This window comes from Kribbella caucasensis, assembly GCF_004361855.1.
Lineage (GTDB): Bacteria > Actinomycetota > Actinomycetes > Propionibacteriales > Kribbellaceae > Kribbella > Kribbella caucasensis.
The window spans coordinates 1-15,734 of sequence record NZ_SNWQ01000011.1 but is presented as its reverse complement, the minus strand read 5'-3'; the positions used below and the strand labels follow the sequence as shown (position 1 = coordinate 15,734).

17 protein-coding genes are annotated in these 15,734 nt (G+C 67.5%); 8 read left to right on the top strand and 9 right to left on the bottom strand.

Annotated elements, in window-relative coordinates; genetic code table 11:
* Positions 1-3 precede the first annotated feature (3 nt).
* From EV643_RS22325 to EV643_RS22310, 4 genes are all read right to left on the bottom strand, one after another.
* Positions 4-900 carry a carbohydrate ABC transporter permease gene (locus EV643_RS22325; protein WP_133802059.1) on the bottom strand — a complete coding sequence of 299 codons (897 nt, stop codon included), beginning with the start codon at positions 898-900 and terminating at the stop codon, positions 4-6.
* Complete coding sequence (locus tag EV643_RS22320) at positions 897-1,844, bottom strand: carbohydrate ABC transporter permease (RefSeq protein WP_238165722.1); 948 nt, start codon at positions 1,842-1,844, stop codon at positions 897-899. Before EV643_RS22320 ends, EV643_RS22325 begins: the two co-directional genes overlap by 4 nt.
* A gap of 34 nt (positions 1,845-1,878) precedes the next feature.
* Positions 1,879-4,002: an alpha-galactosidase gene (locus EV643_RS22315; protein WP_133802058.1), complete on the bottom strand. Its 2,124-nt coding sequence runs from the start codon at positions 4,000-4,002 to the stop codon at positions 1,879-1,881.
* A gap of 263 nt (positions 4,003-4,265) precedes the next feature.
* Positions 4,266-4,562 (bottom strand): hypothetical protein, encoded by a 297-nt coding sequence (locus EV643_RS22310; protein ID WP_133802057.1) that lies wholly within the window; start codon positions 4,560-4,562, stop codon positions 4,266-4,268.
* 120 nt (positions 4,563-4,682) lie between these two features.
* Between EV643_RS22310 and EV643_RS22305 the strand changes: the two genes are divergently transcribed.
* The 4 genes from EV643_RS22305 to EV643_RS22290 all read left to right on the top strand — a co-directional run bounded on the left by EV643_RS22305 (position 4,683) and on the right by EV643_RS22290 (position 8,266).
* Positions 4,683-5,258, top strand: a complete 576-nt coding sequence (locus EV643_RS22305; RefSeq protein ID WP_133802056.1) for a winged helix-turn-helix domain-containing protein — start codon at positions 4,683-4,685, stop codon at positions 5,256-5,258.
* Positions 5,255-5,980 (top strand): SRPBCC family protein, encoded by a 726-nt coding sequence (locus EV643_RS22300; RefSeq protein WP_133802055.1) that lies wholly within the window; start codon positions 5,255-5,257, stop codon positions 5,978-5,980. The genes EV643_RS22305 and EV643_RS22300 overlap by 4 nt, the downstream gene beginning before the upstream one ends.
* A gap of 232 nt (positions 5,981-6,212) precedes the next feature.
* Complete coding sequence (locus tag EV643_RS22295; protein ID WP_238165721.1) at positions 6,213-7,376, top strand: SGNH/GDSL hydrolase family protein; 1,164 nt, start codon at positions 6,213-6,215, stop codon at positions 7,374-7,376.
* Positions 7,377-7,549: 173 nt separating this feature from the next.
* Entirely contained in the window at positions 7,550-8,266 is a 717-nt protein-coding gene (locus tag EV643_RS22290) for an alpha/beta fold hydrolase (RefSeq protein WP_133802053.1), read from the top strand.
* Positions 8,267-8,307: 41 nt separating this feature from the next.
* Here EV643_RS22290 and EV643_RS22285 read toward each other — a convergent pair whose 3' ends face one another.
* Together EV643_RS22285 and EV643_RS22280 are read right to left on the bottom strand one after the other, a co-directional pair.
* A complete protein-coding gene (locus EV643_RS22285) occupies positions 8,308-8,748 on the bottom strand; it encodes an SRPBCC family protein (RefSeq protein ID WP_133802052.1) in 441 nt (146 codons plus the stop codon).
* Positions 8,748-9,203, bottom strand: a complete 456-nt coding sequence (locus EV643_RS22280) for an SRPBCC family protein (protein ID WP_202869700.1) — start codon at positions 9,201-9,203, stop codon at positions 8,748-8,750. The genes EV643_RS22285 and EV643_RS22280 overlap by 1 nt, the downstream gene beginning before the upstream one ends.
* Before the next feature lie 63 nt (positions 9,204-9,266).
* Here EV643_RS22280 and EV643_RS22275 point away from each other — a divergent pair, with 63 nt between their 5' ends.
* Positions 9,267-9,572: an ArsR/SmtB family transcription factor gene (locus EV643_RS22275; RefSeq protein WP_133802051.1), complete on the top strand. Its 306-nt coding sequence runs from the start codon at positions 9,267-9,269 to the stop codon at positions 9,570-9,572.
* Positions 9,569-10,021: an SRPBCC family protein gene (locus tag EV643_RS22270; RefSeq protein WP_133802050.1), complete on the top strand. Its 453-nt coding sequence runs from the start codon at positions 9,569-9,571 to the stop codon at positions 10,019-10,021. Before EV643_RS22275 ends, EV643_RS22270 begins: the two co-directional genes overlap by 4 nt.
* A gap of 555 nt (positions 10,022-10,576) precedes the next feature.
* Here the strand turns inward: EV643_RS22270 and EV643_RS22265 are convergent.
* The 3 genes from EV643_RS22265 to EV643_RS22255 form a co-directional block, all read right to left on the bottom strand.
* A complete protein-coding gene (locus tag EV643_RS22265) occupies positions 10,577-11,137 on the bottom strand; it encodes a DJ-1/PfpI family protein (protein ID WP_133802049.1) in 561 nt (186 codons plus the stop codon).
* Between the two features lie 422 nt (positions 11,138-11,559).
* Positions 11,560-12,693 carry a hypothetical protein gene (locus EV643_RS22260; protein ID WP_133802048.1) on the bottom strand — a complete coding sequence of 378 codons (1,134 nt, stop codon included), beginning with the start codon at positions 12,691-12,693 and terminating at the stop codon, positions 11,560-11,562.
* 237 nt (positions 12,694-12,930) lie between these two features.
* Complete coding sequence (locus tag EV643_RS22255) at positions 12,931-13,458, bottom strand: hypothetical protein (RefSeq protein WP_133802047.1); 528 nt, start codon at positions 13,456-13,458, stop codon at positions 12,931-12,933.
* A 239-nt stretch (positions 13,459-13,697) separates the two neighbouring features.
* On the opposite strand from EV643_RS22255, the gene EV643_RS22250 reads away from it, so the two are divergent.
* Positions 13,698-14,726: a sensor histidine kinase gene (locus EV643_RS22250; protein WP_133802046.1), complete on the top strand. Its 1,029-nt coding sequence runs from the start codon at positions 13,698-13,700 to the stop codon at positions 14,724-14,726.
* Positions 14,723-15,376 carry a response regulator transcription factor gene (locus tag EV643_RS22245; protein WP_133802045.1) on the top strand — a complete coding sequence of 218 codons (654 nt, stop codon included), beginning with the start codon at positions 14,723-14,725 and terminating at the stop codon, positions 15,374-15,376. The genes EV643_RS22250 and EV643_RS22245 overlap by 4 nt, the downstream gene beginning before the upstream one ends.
* Positions 15,377-15,734 lie beyond the last annotated feature (358 nt).

Genomic DNA, 15,734 nt, shown 5'->3' with positions numbered 1-15,734 from the left:
TCCTCACTTGATCCCGGAGAAACCGATGGAGTTGGTGATCCGTTTGGCGAACGCCAGGAACAGGATGATCATCGGCAGCGCCGCGATCAGCGTGGCCGCCATCAGCCCGGCCCAGTCCGGCGAACCCTGCGGGGTCTGCGACCGGAAGATGCCGAGGGCAACCGTCAGGACGCGGACGTTCTCCTGCTGGCCGACCAGCAGCGGCCAGAAGTAGTCGTTCCAGGAGTTGATGTAGGTCAGGATCGCCAGCGTCGTGATCGGCGCGGCGCTCATCGGGATGATCAGGCCGAAGAAGATCCGCCGGTGCCCGGCCCCGTCGATCATCGCCGCCTCCTCCAGTTCCCGGCTGATCCCGAGGAAGAACTGGCGCAGGAAGAAGATCGCGAACGGGGTCATGAACGCCGCCGGCAGGATGATCCCGGCGAAGCTGTTCAGCAGGCCGAGGTTCTTGATCAGCACGAAGTTCGGCAGCGTGGTGAAGATCGGCGGCACCATCAGCGCGGCCAGGAACACCGCGAACACCTTGTCCCGGCCGGGCCAGCGCAGCCGGGCGAACGCGTACGCCGCCATCGCGCTGAAGAACACCTGGCTGACCGTCGTGACAGTGGACACGACGACCGAGTTGCGCAGATAGAGCCAGAAGTTCACCGAGGCGCCGGAACCACCTTGCGCCTGGGCCTCCTCGACCGTCGCGAGTCCGAGCACTCGCTTGAACGCGCCGAGTGTGGACTCCACCGGGAGCAGCGAGTCCGAGTTCCCGGCGAGCTGCGTGTTGTCCGACAGCGCGGTACGGAGCATCCAGTAGAACGGGAACAGGGTCAGCAGCATCAACACGATCAGGCAGACCCAGGCGACCGTACGGCCGGGGGTCAGAGCCCTTCTTCTGGTCGCGACGCTCATGCCAGATCACTCTCCTTCGCCCGGAGCAGCCGCAACTGCAGCAGCGAGACGATCGCGAGGAGGGCGAACAGCACCATCGCCATCGCCGACGCGTAGCCGAAGTCGAACCGGGTGAACGCCCGCTCGTAGATGTAGTAATAGATCACCCGGGTCGCGTTGATCGGACCGCCCTGGGTGGTCACCGCGACCGTGTCGAAGATCTGGAACGACCCGATGATGGTGACCACCAGCACCATCACCAGCACCGGCCGGAGCAGCGGCAACGTGATCCGCCAGAACGTCTTCATCTCGGTGGACCCGTCCACCTCGGCCGCCTCGTACACGTACGTCGGGATGGTCTGCAGGCCGGCGAACACCAGGAGCGCCGTGTAGCCCATGTGCCGCCAGACGTTGATCAGCGCGATCGTCGGGATTCCCCAGACCGACTCGCCGAAGAACGCGATCGGGTCGATACCGATCCAGCCGAGGAACTGGTTCACGATGCCGATCTGGAAGTCGAGCATCCAGTACCAGACCAGCGCGACCACGACGTTCGCCACCAGGTACGGCAGCAGCACGACCGCGCGAACCGTGATCGACTTGGTCAGCCGGTACATCAACATCGCGATGCCGACGGCAAGGACCGTCTGCAGCCCGATGTTGATCACCACGTACTCGACCGTGACGACGAGCGCGTTCCAGAAGAAGCCGTCCTGCACCATCCGCTCGTAGTTCTGCAGGCCGTTGAACTCGGGCGGCGAGAGCAGGCTGTACTCGGTGAAGCTCAGGTACGCACCGCGCAGCGTCGGCCAGATGTAGAACACCACGAACCCGACGGTCGCCGGGGCAAGGAAGATCAGCGCGACCTTCAGATCCCCGAGACTTCGCCGCCGGATGGGCCGAGCCTCCAGATCCCCGCGACTTCGTCGCCTGTCAGGTGGTGGTGCCTTGATGGTCGCGGTCACGGGGATCTCCTTCTCAGTCGGCGATCGACCAGGACTAGTCGATCGCGGTCACATCCAGCAAGATCGCGTTCTCGGGCCACTGGACGGGGATCTGCACCCCGACCGAGGCAAGTGCCGCGCCGTTCAGCTCCACCTGACCACCGTCGGTCCACCAGGACACCGAGCGCGACTCCGGACCGGGCGTCGGCGTCTTATTCACCCGATAGGTCCGGTTCGGGTCGAGTCCGGGCAGCCGTACTCGGCCAACGGCAGACGTGATCGACTGCGTCAGCTGTACGGCGGCGTACACCGCGCGCGATGCGTCTTGCGCAACAACACCGTGTAGCAGGAAGTCGTCCGAACCACGATCGGCCCGGACCACTCGGCCGGTGTGCAGCAGCGGCCGTAGTTCCTTGTGCAGGGCAACCCAGCCCTTTAGTTCTTCGCGTTCCTCGGCGGTCGCGGACGCGATGTCCCACTCGATGCCGAAGTGGCCGAACAACGCGGTGATCGCCCGGAACGACAGGGCCTGGGTCCGCCCGGTCGTGTGCGCCCGCGGCGGGCCGACGTGGCAGCCGATCAGTTCGGGCGGGAGCAGCAGTTGGGTGTAGCGCTGGATCTTCTGCCGTTCGAGCGCGTCGTTGCTGTCGCTGCCCCAGACCCGGTCGGTCCGCTCCAGGATGGCGAGGTCGACGCGGGCGCCGCCGGACGAGCAGGACTCGATCTCCAGACCCGGGTGCCGGCGCTTCAGCTCGTCCAGCAGCCGGTAGACCGCGAGCGTCTGCTCGTGGATCCCCGCCGTGCCGGTCAGCTGGTTGCCGCCGTCAACGAAGTCGCGATTGTGGTCCCACTTCAGGTAGGAGATGTCGTACTCGGTCAGCAGGCTGTCGAGCCGCTCCAGGATGTAGTCGTAGGCGGCCGGTACGCCGAGGTTGAGGCCCTGCTGGTGCCGCGCGGTCGGGGGCATCCGGTTGCCAGCGGCAAGGATCCAGTCGGGGTGCTCGCGGGCCAGGTCGGAGTCCGGGTTCACCATCTCCGGTTCCACCCACAGGCCGAACTGCAGGCCGAGACCGGTGACGTGGTCGACCAACGGGTGCAGGCCCTTCGGCCAGATCCCCTCGTCGACGTACCAGTCCCCCAGGCCGGCGTGGTCGTCCCGGCGGCCGCGGAACCAGCCGTCGTCGAGCACGAACCGCTCCGCACCGACCTCGGCGGCCGCGTCCGCGAGTGACTTCAGCTTGTCCAGGTCGAGGTCGAAGTACACGGCCTCCCAGGTGTTCAGGACCACTGGGCGCTGGGTCTTCGGGTGCGTGTCGCGCGCTCGGAGGTAGGTGTGGAACCGGGCCGAGATCTGGTCCAGGCCGACGCCGTACGAGCCGTAGATCCACGGGGTGGCGTAGGTTTCGCCGGTTGCCAGGCGGCCCTCGCCGGGGAGGAGGAGCTCGCCGCCGCCGATCACGGCGTACCCGCTCATCCCGCGCTCGGCGTACGAGCGGTGGTTGCCGCTCCAGGCGGTGTGGACGGCCCAGATCTCGCCGGTGCCGAAGTCGAAGCCGGGGGTGCCGGCGATGAGCAGGAGGGTCGCGTCGGCGCCGGTGCGGCCGCGGCGGTTGTCGCGGATGTGCGCGCCCTGCGTGAACACGTGTCGCTGTGGATGCCGCTCACCGATGTGCCGGCCGGTCATGTCGAGCAACTCGGTCGCCTCGGTCGGCACCGGCAGCGCGAGCACCAGCCCGTCGACCGTGTACGCCGATGGGCCGGTGTTCGTAAGCTCCGCCTTGGCCCGGACCAGGCCCGAGTCGGTCAACTCGATCACCAGGTGAACCCGCAGACCGGCACCCGCGTCGGTCGCCTCGACCTGGACGACATTGCCGGACTGCGCGACGGTCTCGAGCTGGAACGAGGCGGAGAAGTCCCGGCCGTCCCGGTGCCCACTGAGCCCGGGCAACCCGAACCAGCCGGCCGAGTACTCCGGGATGATCGCGATCGGCAGGTTCTCGTCGAGCCCGTTGCCGGCTTGCTCGGCACCCGCGCCGAGCCTCAGATCTAGCAGAGCCTGCTCGGACAACTCACCGAGGTCCGCACCCCAGTGCAGCACCGACGGGAGCGCCGGACCGGAGCAGTCCAGCACGAGGCTGACGCCCGCCGAGCGGAGCTGCAGCACCTTGATGTTCGACACTGTTGATTCACTCTGCTTTCTGATTGATTTCAGGACGGAACTATTTACCTTGACAAGCCGGATGTCAATGCTTCACAAAGTAAATTAAAGACCCTACGCCCGAGCCGGTCCCGCTACAACGAAGCAACGGCCGGATGGTCGGCCGTCAGCGTGCGAGCCGCGTCCTGATCAGCAAGTCATCCAGGGCGGCATCCGCACTCGACCGGTCGGGCAATGCGGACTCCGCCTCCGCCCGATCGAGCGTCGCCTGCAGCGCGATCACGTCACGGCTCCAACTGCCCGTCGTCCGGACCCTTGAAGCCGCCATGCTCGGCCTCGGCCTTCACCGCCATCAGGTCAGGCAGATAGCCCGGCGCCTCGGGCAGCTCGAGCAACGGCCGCACCTCGTACCGACCGGCCGCGGTGACCCCCCTGACCCGCCCGATTGCACCACGCTGCGCCGTCCCGCCATCACCATCCGGCCGGGCGACCCGCAGAACGACCTGGGTACCGATGGGAGCTGGGGTCCTTCGGTTGCCATGCCGCCCATGCTGCCGGACGAGCGGACCTCCACCACTCATCAACTGCCCCCGCCGGGGTGCCGCTGAGCGTGAGCCCGCCTCCGGATCGCCGGTTGATGAGTGATGCAGGTACGGTTTGCGCTATTGACAAATTTTCCTGTCAATATGAATCTGGTCGGCATGAAGCTGTTGGAGGAGCCGGAGAAGGTGCGGGCGGCGTTGTCGCCGTTGCGGCGGGAGTTGTTGCGGCTGCTGCGGGAGCCTTCGTCGGCGACGCAACTGGCGGCCGCGCTGGAGTTGCCGCGGCAGCGGGTCAACTACCACCTGCGGGAGCTGGAGAAGGCCGGGCTGGTCGAGCTGGTCGAGGAGCGGCAGCGGCGGGGCTTCGTCGAGCGGATCCTGCGGGCGACGTCGGGCGCCTTCGTGGTGGACCCGGACGTGATGCACGGGGAGTTCACCCGGATCCACGACCAGTACGCCGCGGAGCACCTGGTGGAAGTTGCCGCCGGCACCGTTCGGGACGTGGCCCGGATGCAGAACAAGGCGGATGCCGCTGGGAAACGGCTGCTCACGTTCACGTTGGAGGCCGAGGTGCGGTTCGCCGAACCGGGTGACGTGCACCGATTCACAGACGCGTTGACCGAGGCGGTGCGGCGGACGATCGAGGAGTTCGACAGCCCGTCCGGCCGGGCCTATCGCCTGATCGCCGGCGGCCACCCCGCACCCCGGAGTACGAGCGAAGGAGGGACAGCATGAGCGAGGAGACGCCGCGGATCGAGGTGACCGTGGCCGCGCCGGTCGAGGCGGTCTGGGAAGCGCTGCGGAACAAGGACAAGATCCGGCACTGGCACGGCTGGGAGTACGAGGGAGAGGGAGGGCTGGACCAGGAGATCGACCTGATCTACTTCAGCGAGTTCTCCGAGGACACCACTGCGCACGTGCTGGAACTCCAGGGTGAGCACGGCGGCGACCGGTTCGAGGTGGAGGCTGTCGAAGGTGGCTCGCGGCTCAGGCTGACTCGCGCACCGCACAGCGACAACCCCGAGTGGGAGGCGTACTACGACGACGTCACCGAGGGCTGGACCACGTTCCTCCACCAACTCCGGTTCGCGCTGGAACACCACCCGGACGAACCGCGCCGGACTCTGTTCTACTCGGGGACCGGTACGGATCCGTTGATGGAGGCGCTGAAGGTCCCGGCGGCACCCGTCGGAGCGGAGTACGAGCTGGATCTGATCGGCGAACCGGCGACCGGGCGGGTCTGGTACCGCTCCGAGAACCAGGTCGGCCTCACCGTCGACGGCTGGGGCGACGGCCTGCTCGTACTCAGCCACGTCGGGCCGAACGAGCAGAAGCCGCAGGGCTCCGCGATGGCGATCCTCACCCTGTACGGCGTGGACGACGCCGGGCGGGACGCGATCGACAAACGCTGGCGGGATTGGTGGTCGCCGCGGTACTCGACACCGGACGAAGGCTGATCGACAGACCCAGTTTGGCTGATCCACGGATCCGGAGTGCTGGCCCGATCGTGACAGGGCGCAAACGTGTCAGCACTCTCGGTCTGGTTTCGCTGGTTACCCAGCAGTACATTCACGCTGCACGGTGACCGCCACGGGGGTCCGAGTGGTCATCGACCTTCGGCGAGAGAGGCCTTCCGGTATGAGCCCGCGAAGTCGTCGTTTGTCCTTAGCAGCGTCCGCCGCCGTCCTCATGACTGCCAGCAGCCTGGTCGTCGCCACCCCCACCGCCCACGCCGACGGCCCCGGTTCCGGTACGCCGTACGTCGTCACGGTCGGGGACTCCTACATCTCGGGCGAGGCCGGTCGGTGGGCCGGCAGCTCGAACAACTCCGAGACACCCGCCGACGCCCTCGGGGCCCACGCGTACCACGACAACGCCGCGGGGACGGCCGAGCTGATCCCGAAATGCCACCGCAGCCGATCCGCCGAGTCCTACATCGGCGGCGGAGTCGGTGGTGTCAACCTCGCCTGCTCCGGAGCCCGTACGACGACCTCGGCCGGCGACGACTTCAAGCCCGGGCTCGACTTCTACGACAACGGCGCGGGCCGCCTCGGCCAGGCGAAAATGCTGCAGCAGTTCGCCACGACGCACAACGTGAAGCTCGTGGTCGCCTCGATCGGCGGCAACGACTTCAACTTCGCGTCGATCGTGACCCAGTGCGTGACCGACTTCCTGCTCTCGCCGTCGTGGTTCCCGGACTACTGCAAGGACGACTCGTCGGTGGTCGCGAACTTCACCAGCGCCAACGTCACCGCCGTACGAGCGAGGATCGCGGCGTCGTTCCAGAACCTCCGGATCGCGATGCGGAACGCCGGTTATGCGGACAACGCGTGGACCCTGCTGGTGCAGACGTATCCGTCACCGATACCGGCCGGGAGCGGATTCCGGTACGGCCAGAGTGGTTACACGCGGCAGAGCGTCGGTGGCTGCGGGTTCTGGAACGCGGATGCGGACTGGGCCAACTCCAGCGCGCTGACCACGATCAACAACACCGTCCGGGCCGCGATCGGGCAGTCCGGCCTCACCAATACCCGGGTGCTCGAACTCCAGTCCGCCTTCAACGGCCGCCGGCTGTGCGAGAACACCGTCGGGTTGTACGAGGAGGTCGGCCTGTCGTCGTGGACCCAGTCCACCGCCGTCGACAAGACCGAGTGGGTCAACCAGATCCGCACCGTCACCACGATCGGCTCGAACTACTACATCCAGGAATCCCTGCACCCCAACTACTGGGCTCAGCTGGCCACCCGGTCCTGCGTCCGGCAGGCCTACAACGCCGGCGTTCCCCGCGGCGGCACCTGCAACCGCTCGGGTACCGGCCTGCTCAACGGCGAACCCCGGATGGCGCTCAACTGATCCGGCCGTGGTGGAACCCCGGCTTGCTCGCCGGGGTTCCACCACGCAGGGCAATTTCAACAGCAGGGCAAATTCCAACAGCAGGACATGTGCCAGATTGTTGACGACCGTTGGAATTGCGTGACACGATCCGGATCATCATCGCAGAGCGATGCCGGTCCGAAGGAGTGCTCATGTCCGGAACGTTCGTCCTCATCACTGGCGCTTGGCACGGCGGCTGGGCCTGGCGGCCGGTGGCGGAACACCTGCGCGCCGCGGGGAATCGGGTGCTCACCCCAACCCTGCCCGGTCTCAGCGACGGCGACGACCCCACGGCGTACAGCCTCGGTGACGTCGTCGACTCGGTCGTCGACCTCTTCGAAGACGAGGACCTGCGCGACGTCACCCTGATCGGGCACAGCTGGGGTGGATACGTGATCACCGGCGCCGCGCCGCGAGTCGCCGGCCGGTTGCGCAAGCTCGTGTACTGGAGCGCGTTCGTCCCCGCCGAGGACCGCACCCTGTACGACGAGGTGCCGCCGCACTACCGCGAGTTGTTCGACGCCCAGGCCGCGGCATCGGGGAACAACTCCGTCACACTCCCCTTCGAGGTGTGGCAGGGGGCGTTCATGCAGGACGCCTCCGAAGAACTGCAGCGCCTGGTCCACAGCCTCCTGGTCCCCCAGCCGATGCAGTACTTCACCACCGCCGTCGACCCCGTCGACCCCGAACAACTGGGCGTCCCCGTCAGCTACCTCATCGGCGAGAACGACCAGGCCCTCCCCGAAGGCGAGTACGGCTGGTCCAGATTCGCCAGCCGTCTCGGCGTCACCCCACACACCGCCCCCGGCAGCCACGAGGCCTGCTTCACCCGCCCCACCGAACTCGCGGAGTCCTTCCTCAAAGCCTGAACGTGAAGCGTCGAACCTCGGCACCGACACGTACCCCGGGTTCAGCGGGATTCGAGCAGGGACTTGAGCCGGGCGAGGTCCTTCTGGTTGGCGCGGCGCATCGCGGCGGACATCAGCGGCGCGGCGACGCCGGCGAAGCCCGTAGGTTCACCGCGATTGCGCAGCGACATGTGCGTGGACCGATCGCCTGAGGACGACCATTGGTAGCTGGTCTCCATCGGGAACGGGCCCTGCGCGGTCCGCATCACGAGCCGCTCCAGCGGGACCAGTTCGACGATCTCGTACGTGTACGCGAGCCGCCGGCCGAGGAAGTGGGCGACGAAGTCCATCCGCGATCCGACCGTGACCGGCGGCTCGGTGCGCCACTCGATCGACTCGATGTTGGCGTACCACTCGGGCGCGTTCGACGGATCCCCGGCGTACTCGGCCACTTCCCTCACCGGTCGGTCGATCACGACTTCGGTCAGCACGTCGACGGCCATCACGTTGCCTGGTCGAAGTACGGCGCCGGGCTTCCGGTGGCCAGATAGCGCTGCAGACGCTCAAGCATCTGCGCCCAGCCGAAGGTGACGATCCGGTACATGGTCCCGACTTCCTCGAAGCCCGTGTGGTCGAGCAGGACGACCGTACCCGTCTCACCCGCCTGCAGCGCCCAGCGCACCTGCGTGCCGATCCAATCCGGCGGGCCACCGACACAGCGCCAACTCAGCATCTCACCAGGCCTGGCCTCGGTCACCTCCAGATCCCACGACATCGGCGCATCCGGGAACCAGAACCGATTCACCTTGCCCACCACGCCGCTCGTCTCGTTCCGCGTCGTCCACCACCCGGCGACACCGTCGGTACTCGTCAGCGCCTGGTAGACATCCGCCGGTGCCGCGGCGACCTCGACCTGCATCGCGATATCCGCCATCGGACCGCCCTCCTCGATCAGCATTTTAGGCCACACTAAAATACGCGAGAGCTTCGGACAAGCTTTAGTGTCCGCTAAAGTTGCCGGATGGACACCGTACAGGTGATCGCTGATCCGAGGCGCCGGGAGATCCTCCGGCTCGTCTGGGACGCCGAGCGCCCCGCGTCCGAGATCGCCGACCATTTCGACATCACCTTCGGCGCGGTCTCGCAGCACCTCGGGGTGCTGCGCAGGGCCGGCCTGGTCGCGGTGCGCCGGGACGGAACCCGCCGCTTCTACCGCGCCGACCGCGCCGCACTTCGCCCGTACACGTCGATGCTGCGGCAACTGTGGGCCGAGCAACTCGACCGACTCGCCGAACTCGCCGAAGCCGAGGAACAGGAGTCGCGATGACCGTACCTGCCGAGCCGGTCGTCGTGGAGCGCCGCATCAACGCCCGCCGGGACACCGTCTTCAGCTACTTCACCGACCCGGCACGCTGGCTGCAGTGGCAGGGCATCGACGCCGAACTCGAGGCCTTACCGGGCGGCCGGTTGCGGATGAACGTCCGTGGCGACGGCTACGCGTCCGGGACGTTCACCGTCGTCGACCCACCGCACCGGATCGTGTTCACCTGGGGCTGGGAAATGGCCGGTAATCCGGTGCCACCCGGCTCGAGCACGATCGAGGTGGACCTCATCGACGAGGGCGAAGTGACGCTGGTCCGTCTGACCCACCGCGATCTGCCCCCCGAGAGCCGCGATCTCCACGCTCAGGGCTGGGAGCATTACCTCGACCGCCTCGCGGCACGGGCCGCCGGCAGCGACCCCGGCCGCGATCCATGGCTCGTCGACAACCCCTGAAGGCACAACGACATCGGCGGCATCCAGACCGAGCGAGATCGAGCCACAGCCCCGGCCGCGGCGCCCAACCACAACCGCCGAGCGAAGCGATGGCGCAGGGGGTGCGGGTGGCGAAGCCCCCGCTCGCGCCGAGCGAAGCGAAGGCGCACAAATGACGAGGGCGACGAGGCCTGCGCTTTCGCAGGCACACGTCGCCCTCGCACTCGTGGAGGTGGCGGGAATCGAACCCGCGTCCTTCAAGTGACACCAGTTGGGAATGGCTGGCAAGTGCTGATTCCCCTTGCATCACAGGGGTTTCGGCAGTTGTCGGTGGTTGCCTGTCGATGGCGACCAACGGTCATAAAGTGGTCGTTAGTTGGTCGCGATTCGCTCACGACCCCCTCGGCTCGGTCCGCCTCAGCACCCTTGAGAACTGACCGTGACCGCAGCCCTGGCGAGCTGGACGTGTCAAGCTGCAGCGCCCGCCACCCTGTGCGAGGTACCTTCGCCCGTGAGTGGGCTGATGGCGTCGGCAACGACCCACCAACACGGTCGGGAAGTTGCTCGCTCGCGGATCTACGCCGGCGCGTGCTCCTTCAGGATCGTCATGAAAGCGCGCATCCAGCCCGGGTGGTCCGGCCAGGCGCGCCCGGACACCACGTTGCCGTCGACGACCGCGTCGCCGTCGACCCACTCCGCTCCACCGGCCCGGATGTCGAGCGCCAGGGCTGGGTAGGCGGACGTCTTGCGCCCGTTCAGTACGCCGGCCGCGACGGCGACGAGTGGTCCGTGACAGAGCTGGGCGACAGGCTTCGACTCGCCGTAGAAGTGCTGCACGATCCGTTGGCAATCCACGTCGTTGCGGATGTACTCCGGCGCACGACCACCGGGGATCACCAGGGCCACGTACTCTGACGGATCCACATCCGCAAACGCGACATCGGCTTGCCAGGTGTGCCCAGGCTTCTCGGTGTACGTGTCGAACCCATCCACGAAGTCGTGCACCACGAACTGCAGCTTCTTCACCGTCGGCGCAGCCACATGAACCTCGTACCCCTCCTCAAGCAGCCGTTGGTACGGGTAGAACACCTCGAGGTCTTCTGCGGCGTCACCAGTGATAATCAGCACCTTGGCCATCAGGTCATCCCCTTTGCAGACTCCGGTTCCACAGCTAGCCTCCGCCGGCGGCCAGTGCGGGTCAAGAGTGAGCCCTGCGGGCACACCACACCGACGAGGACCATGCACCCGAGTCGGCCGCCGGCGACCGGCTGTCCGGGCGGATTGATCATCCACGGCGTCGTCCCTGGGCAAGCCGATGGACAGGCCGCGTGATCCGCGACTGCCGGCTCTGCAACGGCAGCCCAGATTGCTCCCTCGTCGAGTTCGGCGTCACCAAGAAGGGCTCATGAATCGGCCACAGTGGAAAGTCGACGGTGCTTGTTGCCTCAAGCAACGTCACGGCGAGTTGTCGTGGCGCGCCAGATGCCACCGACTGCGGACGGCTTCGTCAGCTGATGATGATGGTCTTTCCGGCCGCGCGATGGGTCTTTCCGCGCGGATCAGGCCAGGTCGTCGATCTGGTTCCGGAGCTCGTCATCAGTCGTCTTGTCGGTGGTGACGTGCGCGATCGTGCCGTCGGACCGGACGAACCCGACCGCGGTCGGGCGGGTCTGGCCTGCTTCGACGCCAGCCAGACTGGTGATGTGGTATCCGGCTGCGCCCTTGGGGTCAATGGCGACCGGGATCTTGAAGGTGCCGGCCGCCTTGGACACCGAGTCGGCGAACGCCTTTGCGTCCTCTGGGTCAAGCAGGCTGCCCTTCCAATCCTCGGGCGGGATGGCGATCAGCATCCCGAGCAGCTGCGGCTTGGTCCCGCCGCCGGACAGTGGCAGCAGCCGCTGCACTGTCTGGCGGATCCCTTCCGGGTCCCCGGCCACGATCACGAGTGGTTGGCCCAGATAGGTGTCCAAAGCCAGTTCGCCACCGCCTACCCGGGGGAGCCGGAAATGGTCCAGCTTCGGCTGTGCAGCATTCTCGACTCCGTCGGGCAACTTCGTGGAGAAGGTGTCCGCGGCGATGGCCGCATTGAAGTCGACCATGGTGGCAACCAGGCTGACGCCGTCGCCAGTATCCTTCAGCACCAGGCCGGTCGCTTGGTCGAGCGACATCTCGTGTGCCTCGCGCGACCCCTCGCCACCTGCCTCGGACGGGGCGCAGGCGTACCGCACCGCCGTGCGGCCGATCAAGGTGTGGGTGTCGACCCTCCGTGCGTCAGCGCAAGCCTGCGCGAACCGGTCACTTTCCAGTTGGTAGACGAACACCGGCACCTCACCGAACTCCTCCTGCCTGGGGTTCTCGATTCGGTTGTACGGCGGGTCGCTGTTCTTGTCGTAAGTCAGGACAGCAGTTCCGTCCCAGATTGTGACGGCCCCGACCGCGGTTTCATCGGGGCTCGCGATGATCGTCACGCGTGCGCGTTGATCGCGGTCAGCGATGACCTCCATCTCTTGGCGCTGTTCCTCGCCATCCGCGGAGAAGGTCACGGTGTACCGGACCCGGATCAGATCGGATCCGCCGATCGACGACGTCGGCAGTTCCCCCTCACCGCAGGCGGCGACCAGGGCGAGCACCGCGAGTGCTCCGGCGAAATGGCCCGCCAACATCCGGCGTGATGTGCCAATCGCGTGGTTCATAGGTTCCCCCAACCCCCCGGCGTCGCAGAAGACGGTGGAGGCGACGCATGCTTCCAGTGAAGGATGCGGAGCCCAGCCTGTACAGACGCAAGCAGCAGGCTCACGCAAAGGGGCGACCGGATGGTAGAGCGCCCGGCCGAGCCGATCGACTGACCGCGCCTCGGAGTACCGTCCGGACAGCCAGCGCCCACGCGGCCATCATCGGAACCGTGCCGGCCCCCGCGGACAGCACACTGCTCAGCGCGATGTCAGTGGCAACCAGCCGAGCAGCAGCGCCGGAACGAGCCAGGGCCGGAAGCCGTCGCGAAGCAACGCGATGCCGAGCAACACCGAACCGGCCACCGCGAGCAGGAACCCGGGCAGGCCCGCCACGAGGTAGGCGATATCTAGCCCGATCCAGAAGAACCCGAACAGTCCGAGAGCCATCAGGGTCAGACCGGGCAGGGTCAGCCGCCAGCCCCACCGCTCGAGGCGTCCCGGACGCCGGCTGCCTCGCACCAGCACCGCACTGACGATGGTGGCCGCGATGAGGACCGGCCAGGCCTTGCCGTACGCGCGGTAGACCGTGTCGGTGTCGGACCAGTCCAGCAGCGGCCGCAAAGCGCGCGCGACGGGCTCGGCCCAGAACCGGACGACGCCGCTGTCCAGGTCTTCCTTTCCGTCCGATGTCGCGAACCGCGCTAGCGCGTGCAGCGGCGCGAGTACGACCGCCGTCCCTGTTGGCACCCATGCTGTCGCCCTCACCAGCCGATGTTCGTGGTCCATCTCTGCCTCCCCGGATCGAATCGTTCGCGTCGACCGTAGGTCCAGTGCGGCGTCATCGGCGTCGGCACAGCGATTGGCTTGTTCTCGACCCTGGGGTTGACCCGCCGAGCGGCAGGCCGATCTAGCATCGGGGCGTGGGGTGAGGACTTCCGCCGGCGCTGCGCGAGGCCGCAGTGCCGGCCATACTGGGCGTCGTCGCCACCGTCGAGCTCTTGGCCCTGAATCTTCCGGGCACCGGCTTGGCGCTGGCGATCGACTGGATTGCCTGCGCGTTGCTGGTGCTGCGCCGGCGGTTTCCGTTCGCCGCCTGCACGCTCGCGGGCCTCGTGCTCATCACCCCGGTGGTGGGCAGTGTCGACGATGCGGCCGCGCCCATCCTCATCCTCGCGCTGGCGACCTTCACGGTCGCCCGGCGGCTCCGTGGCCTGCGCGCGCTGGCGCCGCTCGCGCTGTTCCTCGTGCCTCTGTTCTGGGGCTACCTCCGGCTCGATCGACCGCTGGATGTCTCCGACCTGGTGTTCGTGTCGGCCGTCGTGCTGCCGCCGTACGCCTTCGGTCTGCTGATGCGCACTCTGGACGACCGGAACGCCAGGCTGGCCGAGCAGGCCGAGCTGCTGATCCGGCACCAGGAGATGGTCCGGCGGGAGGCGATCGCGGCCGAGCGGGCGCGGATCGCACGCGAGCTGCACGACGTCATCGCCCACTCGGTGAGCGCCATGGTGGTGCAAGCCGCTGCTGCTCGCGACCTGGTACGGCGCGATGCGGACGGCGCCGAGGCGGCGATCGACGAGGTGACGACCGCGGGGCGCGAGGCGCTCGGCGAGACAGGTCGGTTGCTGCGGCTGATCCGCGACACCGACGACGAGCTCGGGCTCGCTCCGGAGCTTGGACTCGACCACCTGCCAGATCTGGTTGACCGGTTCCGGCGCAACGGCCTGCGCGTGGACCTCACCGTCGAAGGACAGCTGGATACCTTGCCGTCCGGCATCGACATCTCGGCCTACCGCATCGTGCAGGAAGCGCTGACCAACGCACTCCGGTACGCGACCGACCGCGTGGCGTCGGTGCGCGTCACCCGGTCGGCGACGGCGCTGCTGATCGGCATCGAGAACCGCGCCTCCGGTCGGTCCGATGGCGGCGGCGGGCTCGGACTCCTCGGTATAGCCGAACGTATCGCCGTGTTCGACGGCCGACTCACGCATGGCCTGACCGACGACGGACGCTTCGTGCTCACCGCCAGCCTGCCGCTCGTGCCGGATGCCCGATGAGCAGCGTCGTGATCGCCGACGACCAGGACCTGGTGCGGTCCGGGCTGGCTCTGGTGCTGCAGGCCCGCGGCTTCACCGTGATGGCAGAGGCCGCGAACGGCAGGCAAGCGATCGACGCCGTACGGCGTACCGATGCGGACGTCGTTTTGATGGACGTCCGGATGCCCGTACTCGACGGCATCGGCGCGACCCGCGAACTGACCCGGCTCGGCTGCCGGACCAAGATCCTGATGCTGACCACGTACGACCTGGACGAGTACGTCTACGACGCGCTCCGGGCCGGCGCCGCCGGGTTCCTGCTGAAGGCGACGCCGCCCGACGTCCTCGCCGCCGGCATCCGCACGGTGGCCGCAGGCGACGCGCTGCTCGCGCCCGGCATCACCAGGCGGTTGATCGAGGAGCACATCAGCAGACCGCCGCCGGTGCGAGGCCTGCCGGCGGCGCTAGCAGCACTGACAGCGCGGGAGGTCCACGTACTCACGGAGATCGCGCACGGCCGGTCGAACGACGAGATCGCCACCGCCCTGGTCGTCAGCGAGGCGACGGTGAAGACCCACGTGAACCACATCCTGGCCAAGCTCGACCTCCGCAGCCGCGTGCAGGCCGTCGTCCTCGCCTACGAGACGGGGCTGATCAGCCCCGGCCGTTGACGGCTCAGCGGCCGGGGCGGCTAGCAATCGGGTGTCCTTCACTCCCGCAGCAGGGCACGAGATGAGTCAGTGCACGACGGTCTTCATACCGGATGAAGGGTTAAGCACGGCGAGAGCTTGGACGCGATCGTCGGCGCGGCTTCTTGAGCACGCCATATGGGCGTACCACCCACCCACGCTCACGGAGCGGAGTCACCCTCAGCCGGTCTTGCGACCGAGCGTGTCGGACCGGCTCCGCACTGAAGCTACTGACGCATGGAACAATGGTCCCTGGAGATGAGGAGGAGACGATGACAGCCAACCCGCTGCCGCCCGCCCATCTGCTCACCGTGGGTGAGTACGCCGCGCTCGGCGAGGA

What these genes read in the sequence shown, in the direction of transcription:
- EV643_RS22325 (WP_133802059.1), bottom strand. Translation starts at nt 900, where the DNA reads ATGAGCGTCGCGACCAGAAGAAGGGCTCTGACCCCCGGCCGTACGGTC.
- EV643_RS22310 (WP_133802057.1), bottom strand. Translation starts at nt 4,562, where the DNA reads ATGAGTGGTGGAGGTCCGCTCGTCCGGCAGCATGGGCGGCATGGCAAC.
- EV643_RS22305 (WP_133802056.1), top strand. Translation starts at nt 4,683, where the DNA reads ATGAAGCTGTTGGAGGAGCCGGAGAAGGTGCGGGCGGCGTTGTCGCCG.
- EV643_RS22300 (WP_133802055.1), top strand. Translation starts at nt 5,255, where the DNA reads ATGAGCGAGGAGACGCCGCGGATCGAGGTGACCGTGGCCGCGCCGGTC.
- EV643_RS22295 (WP_238165721.1), top strand. Translation starts at nt 6,213, where the DNA reads ATGACTGCCAGCAGCCTGGTCGTCGCCACCCCCACCGCCCACGCCGAC.
- EV643_RS22290 (WP_133802053.1), top strand. Translation starts at nt 7,550, where the DNA reads ATGTCCGGAACGTTCGTCCTCATCACTGGCGCTTGGCACGGCGGCTGG.
- EV643_RS22285 (WP_133802052.1), bottom strand. Translation starts at nt 8,748, where the DNA reads ATGGCCGTCGACGTGCTGACCGAAGTCGTGATCGACCGACCGGTGAGG.
- EV643_RS22280 (WP_202869700.1), bottom strand. Translation starts at nt 9,203, where the DNA reads ATGCTGATCGAGGAGGGCGGTCCGATGGCGGATATCGCGATGCAGGTC.
- EV643_RS22275 (WP_133802051.1), top strand. Translation starts at nt 9,267, where the DNA reads ATGGACACCGTACAGGTGATCGCTGATCCGAGGCGCCGGGAGATCCTC.
- EV643_RS22270 (WP_133802050.1), top strand. Translation starts at nt 9,569, where the DNA reads ATGACCGTACCTGCCGAGCCGGTCGTCGTGGAGCGCCGCATCAACGCC.
- EV643_RS22265 (WP_133802049.1), bottom strand. Translation starts at nt 11,137, where the DNA reads ATGGCCAAGGTGCTGATTATCACTGGTGACGCCGCAGAAGACCTCGAG.
- EV643_RS22260 (WP_133802048.1), bottom strand. Translation starts at nt 12,693, where the DNA reads ATGAACCACGCGATTGGCACATCACGCCGGATGTTGGCGGGCCATTTC.
- EV643_RS22255 (WP_133802047.1), bottom strand. Translation starts at nt 13,458, where the DNA reads ATGGACCACGAACATCGGCTGGTGAGGGCGACAGCATGGGTGCCAACA.
- EV643_RS22245 (WP_133802045.1), top strand. Translation starts at nt 14,723, where the DNA reads ATGAGCAGCGTCGTGATCGCCGACGACCAGGACCTGGTGCGGTCCGGG.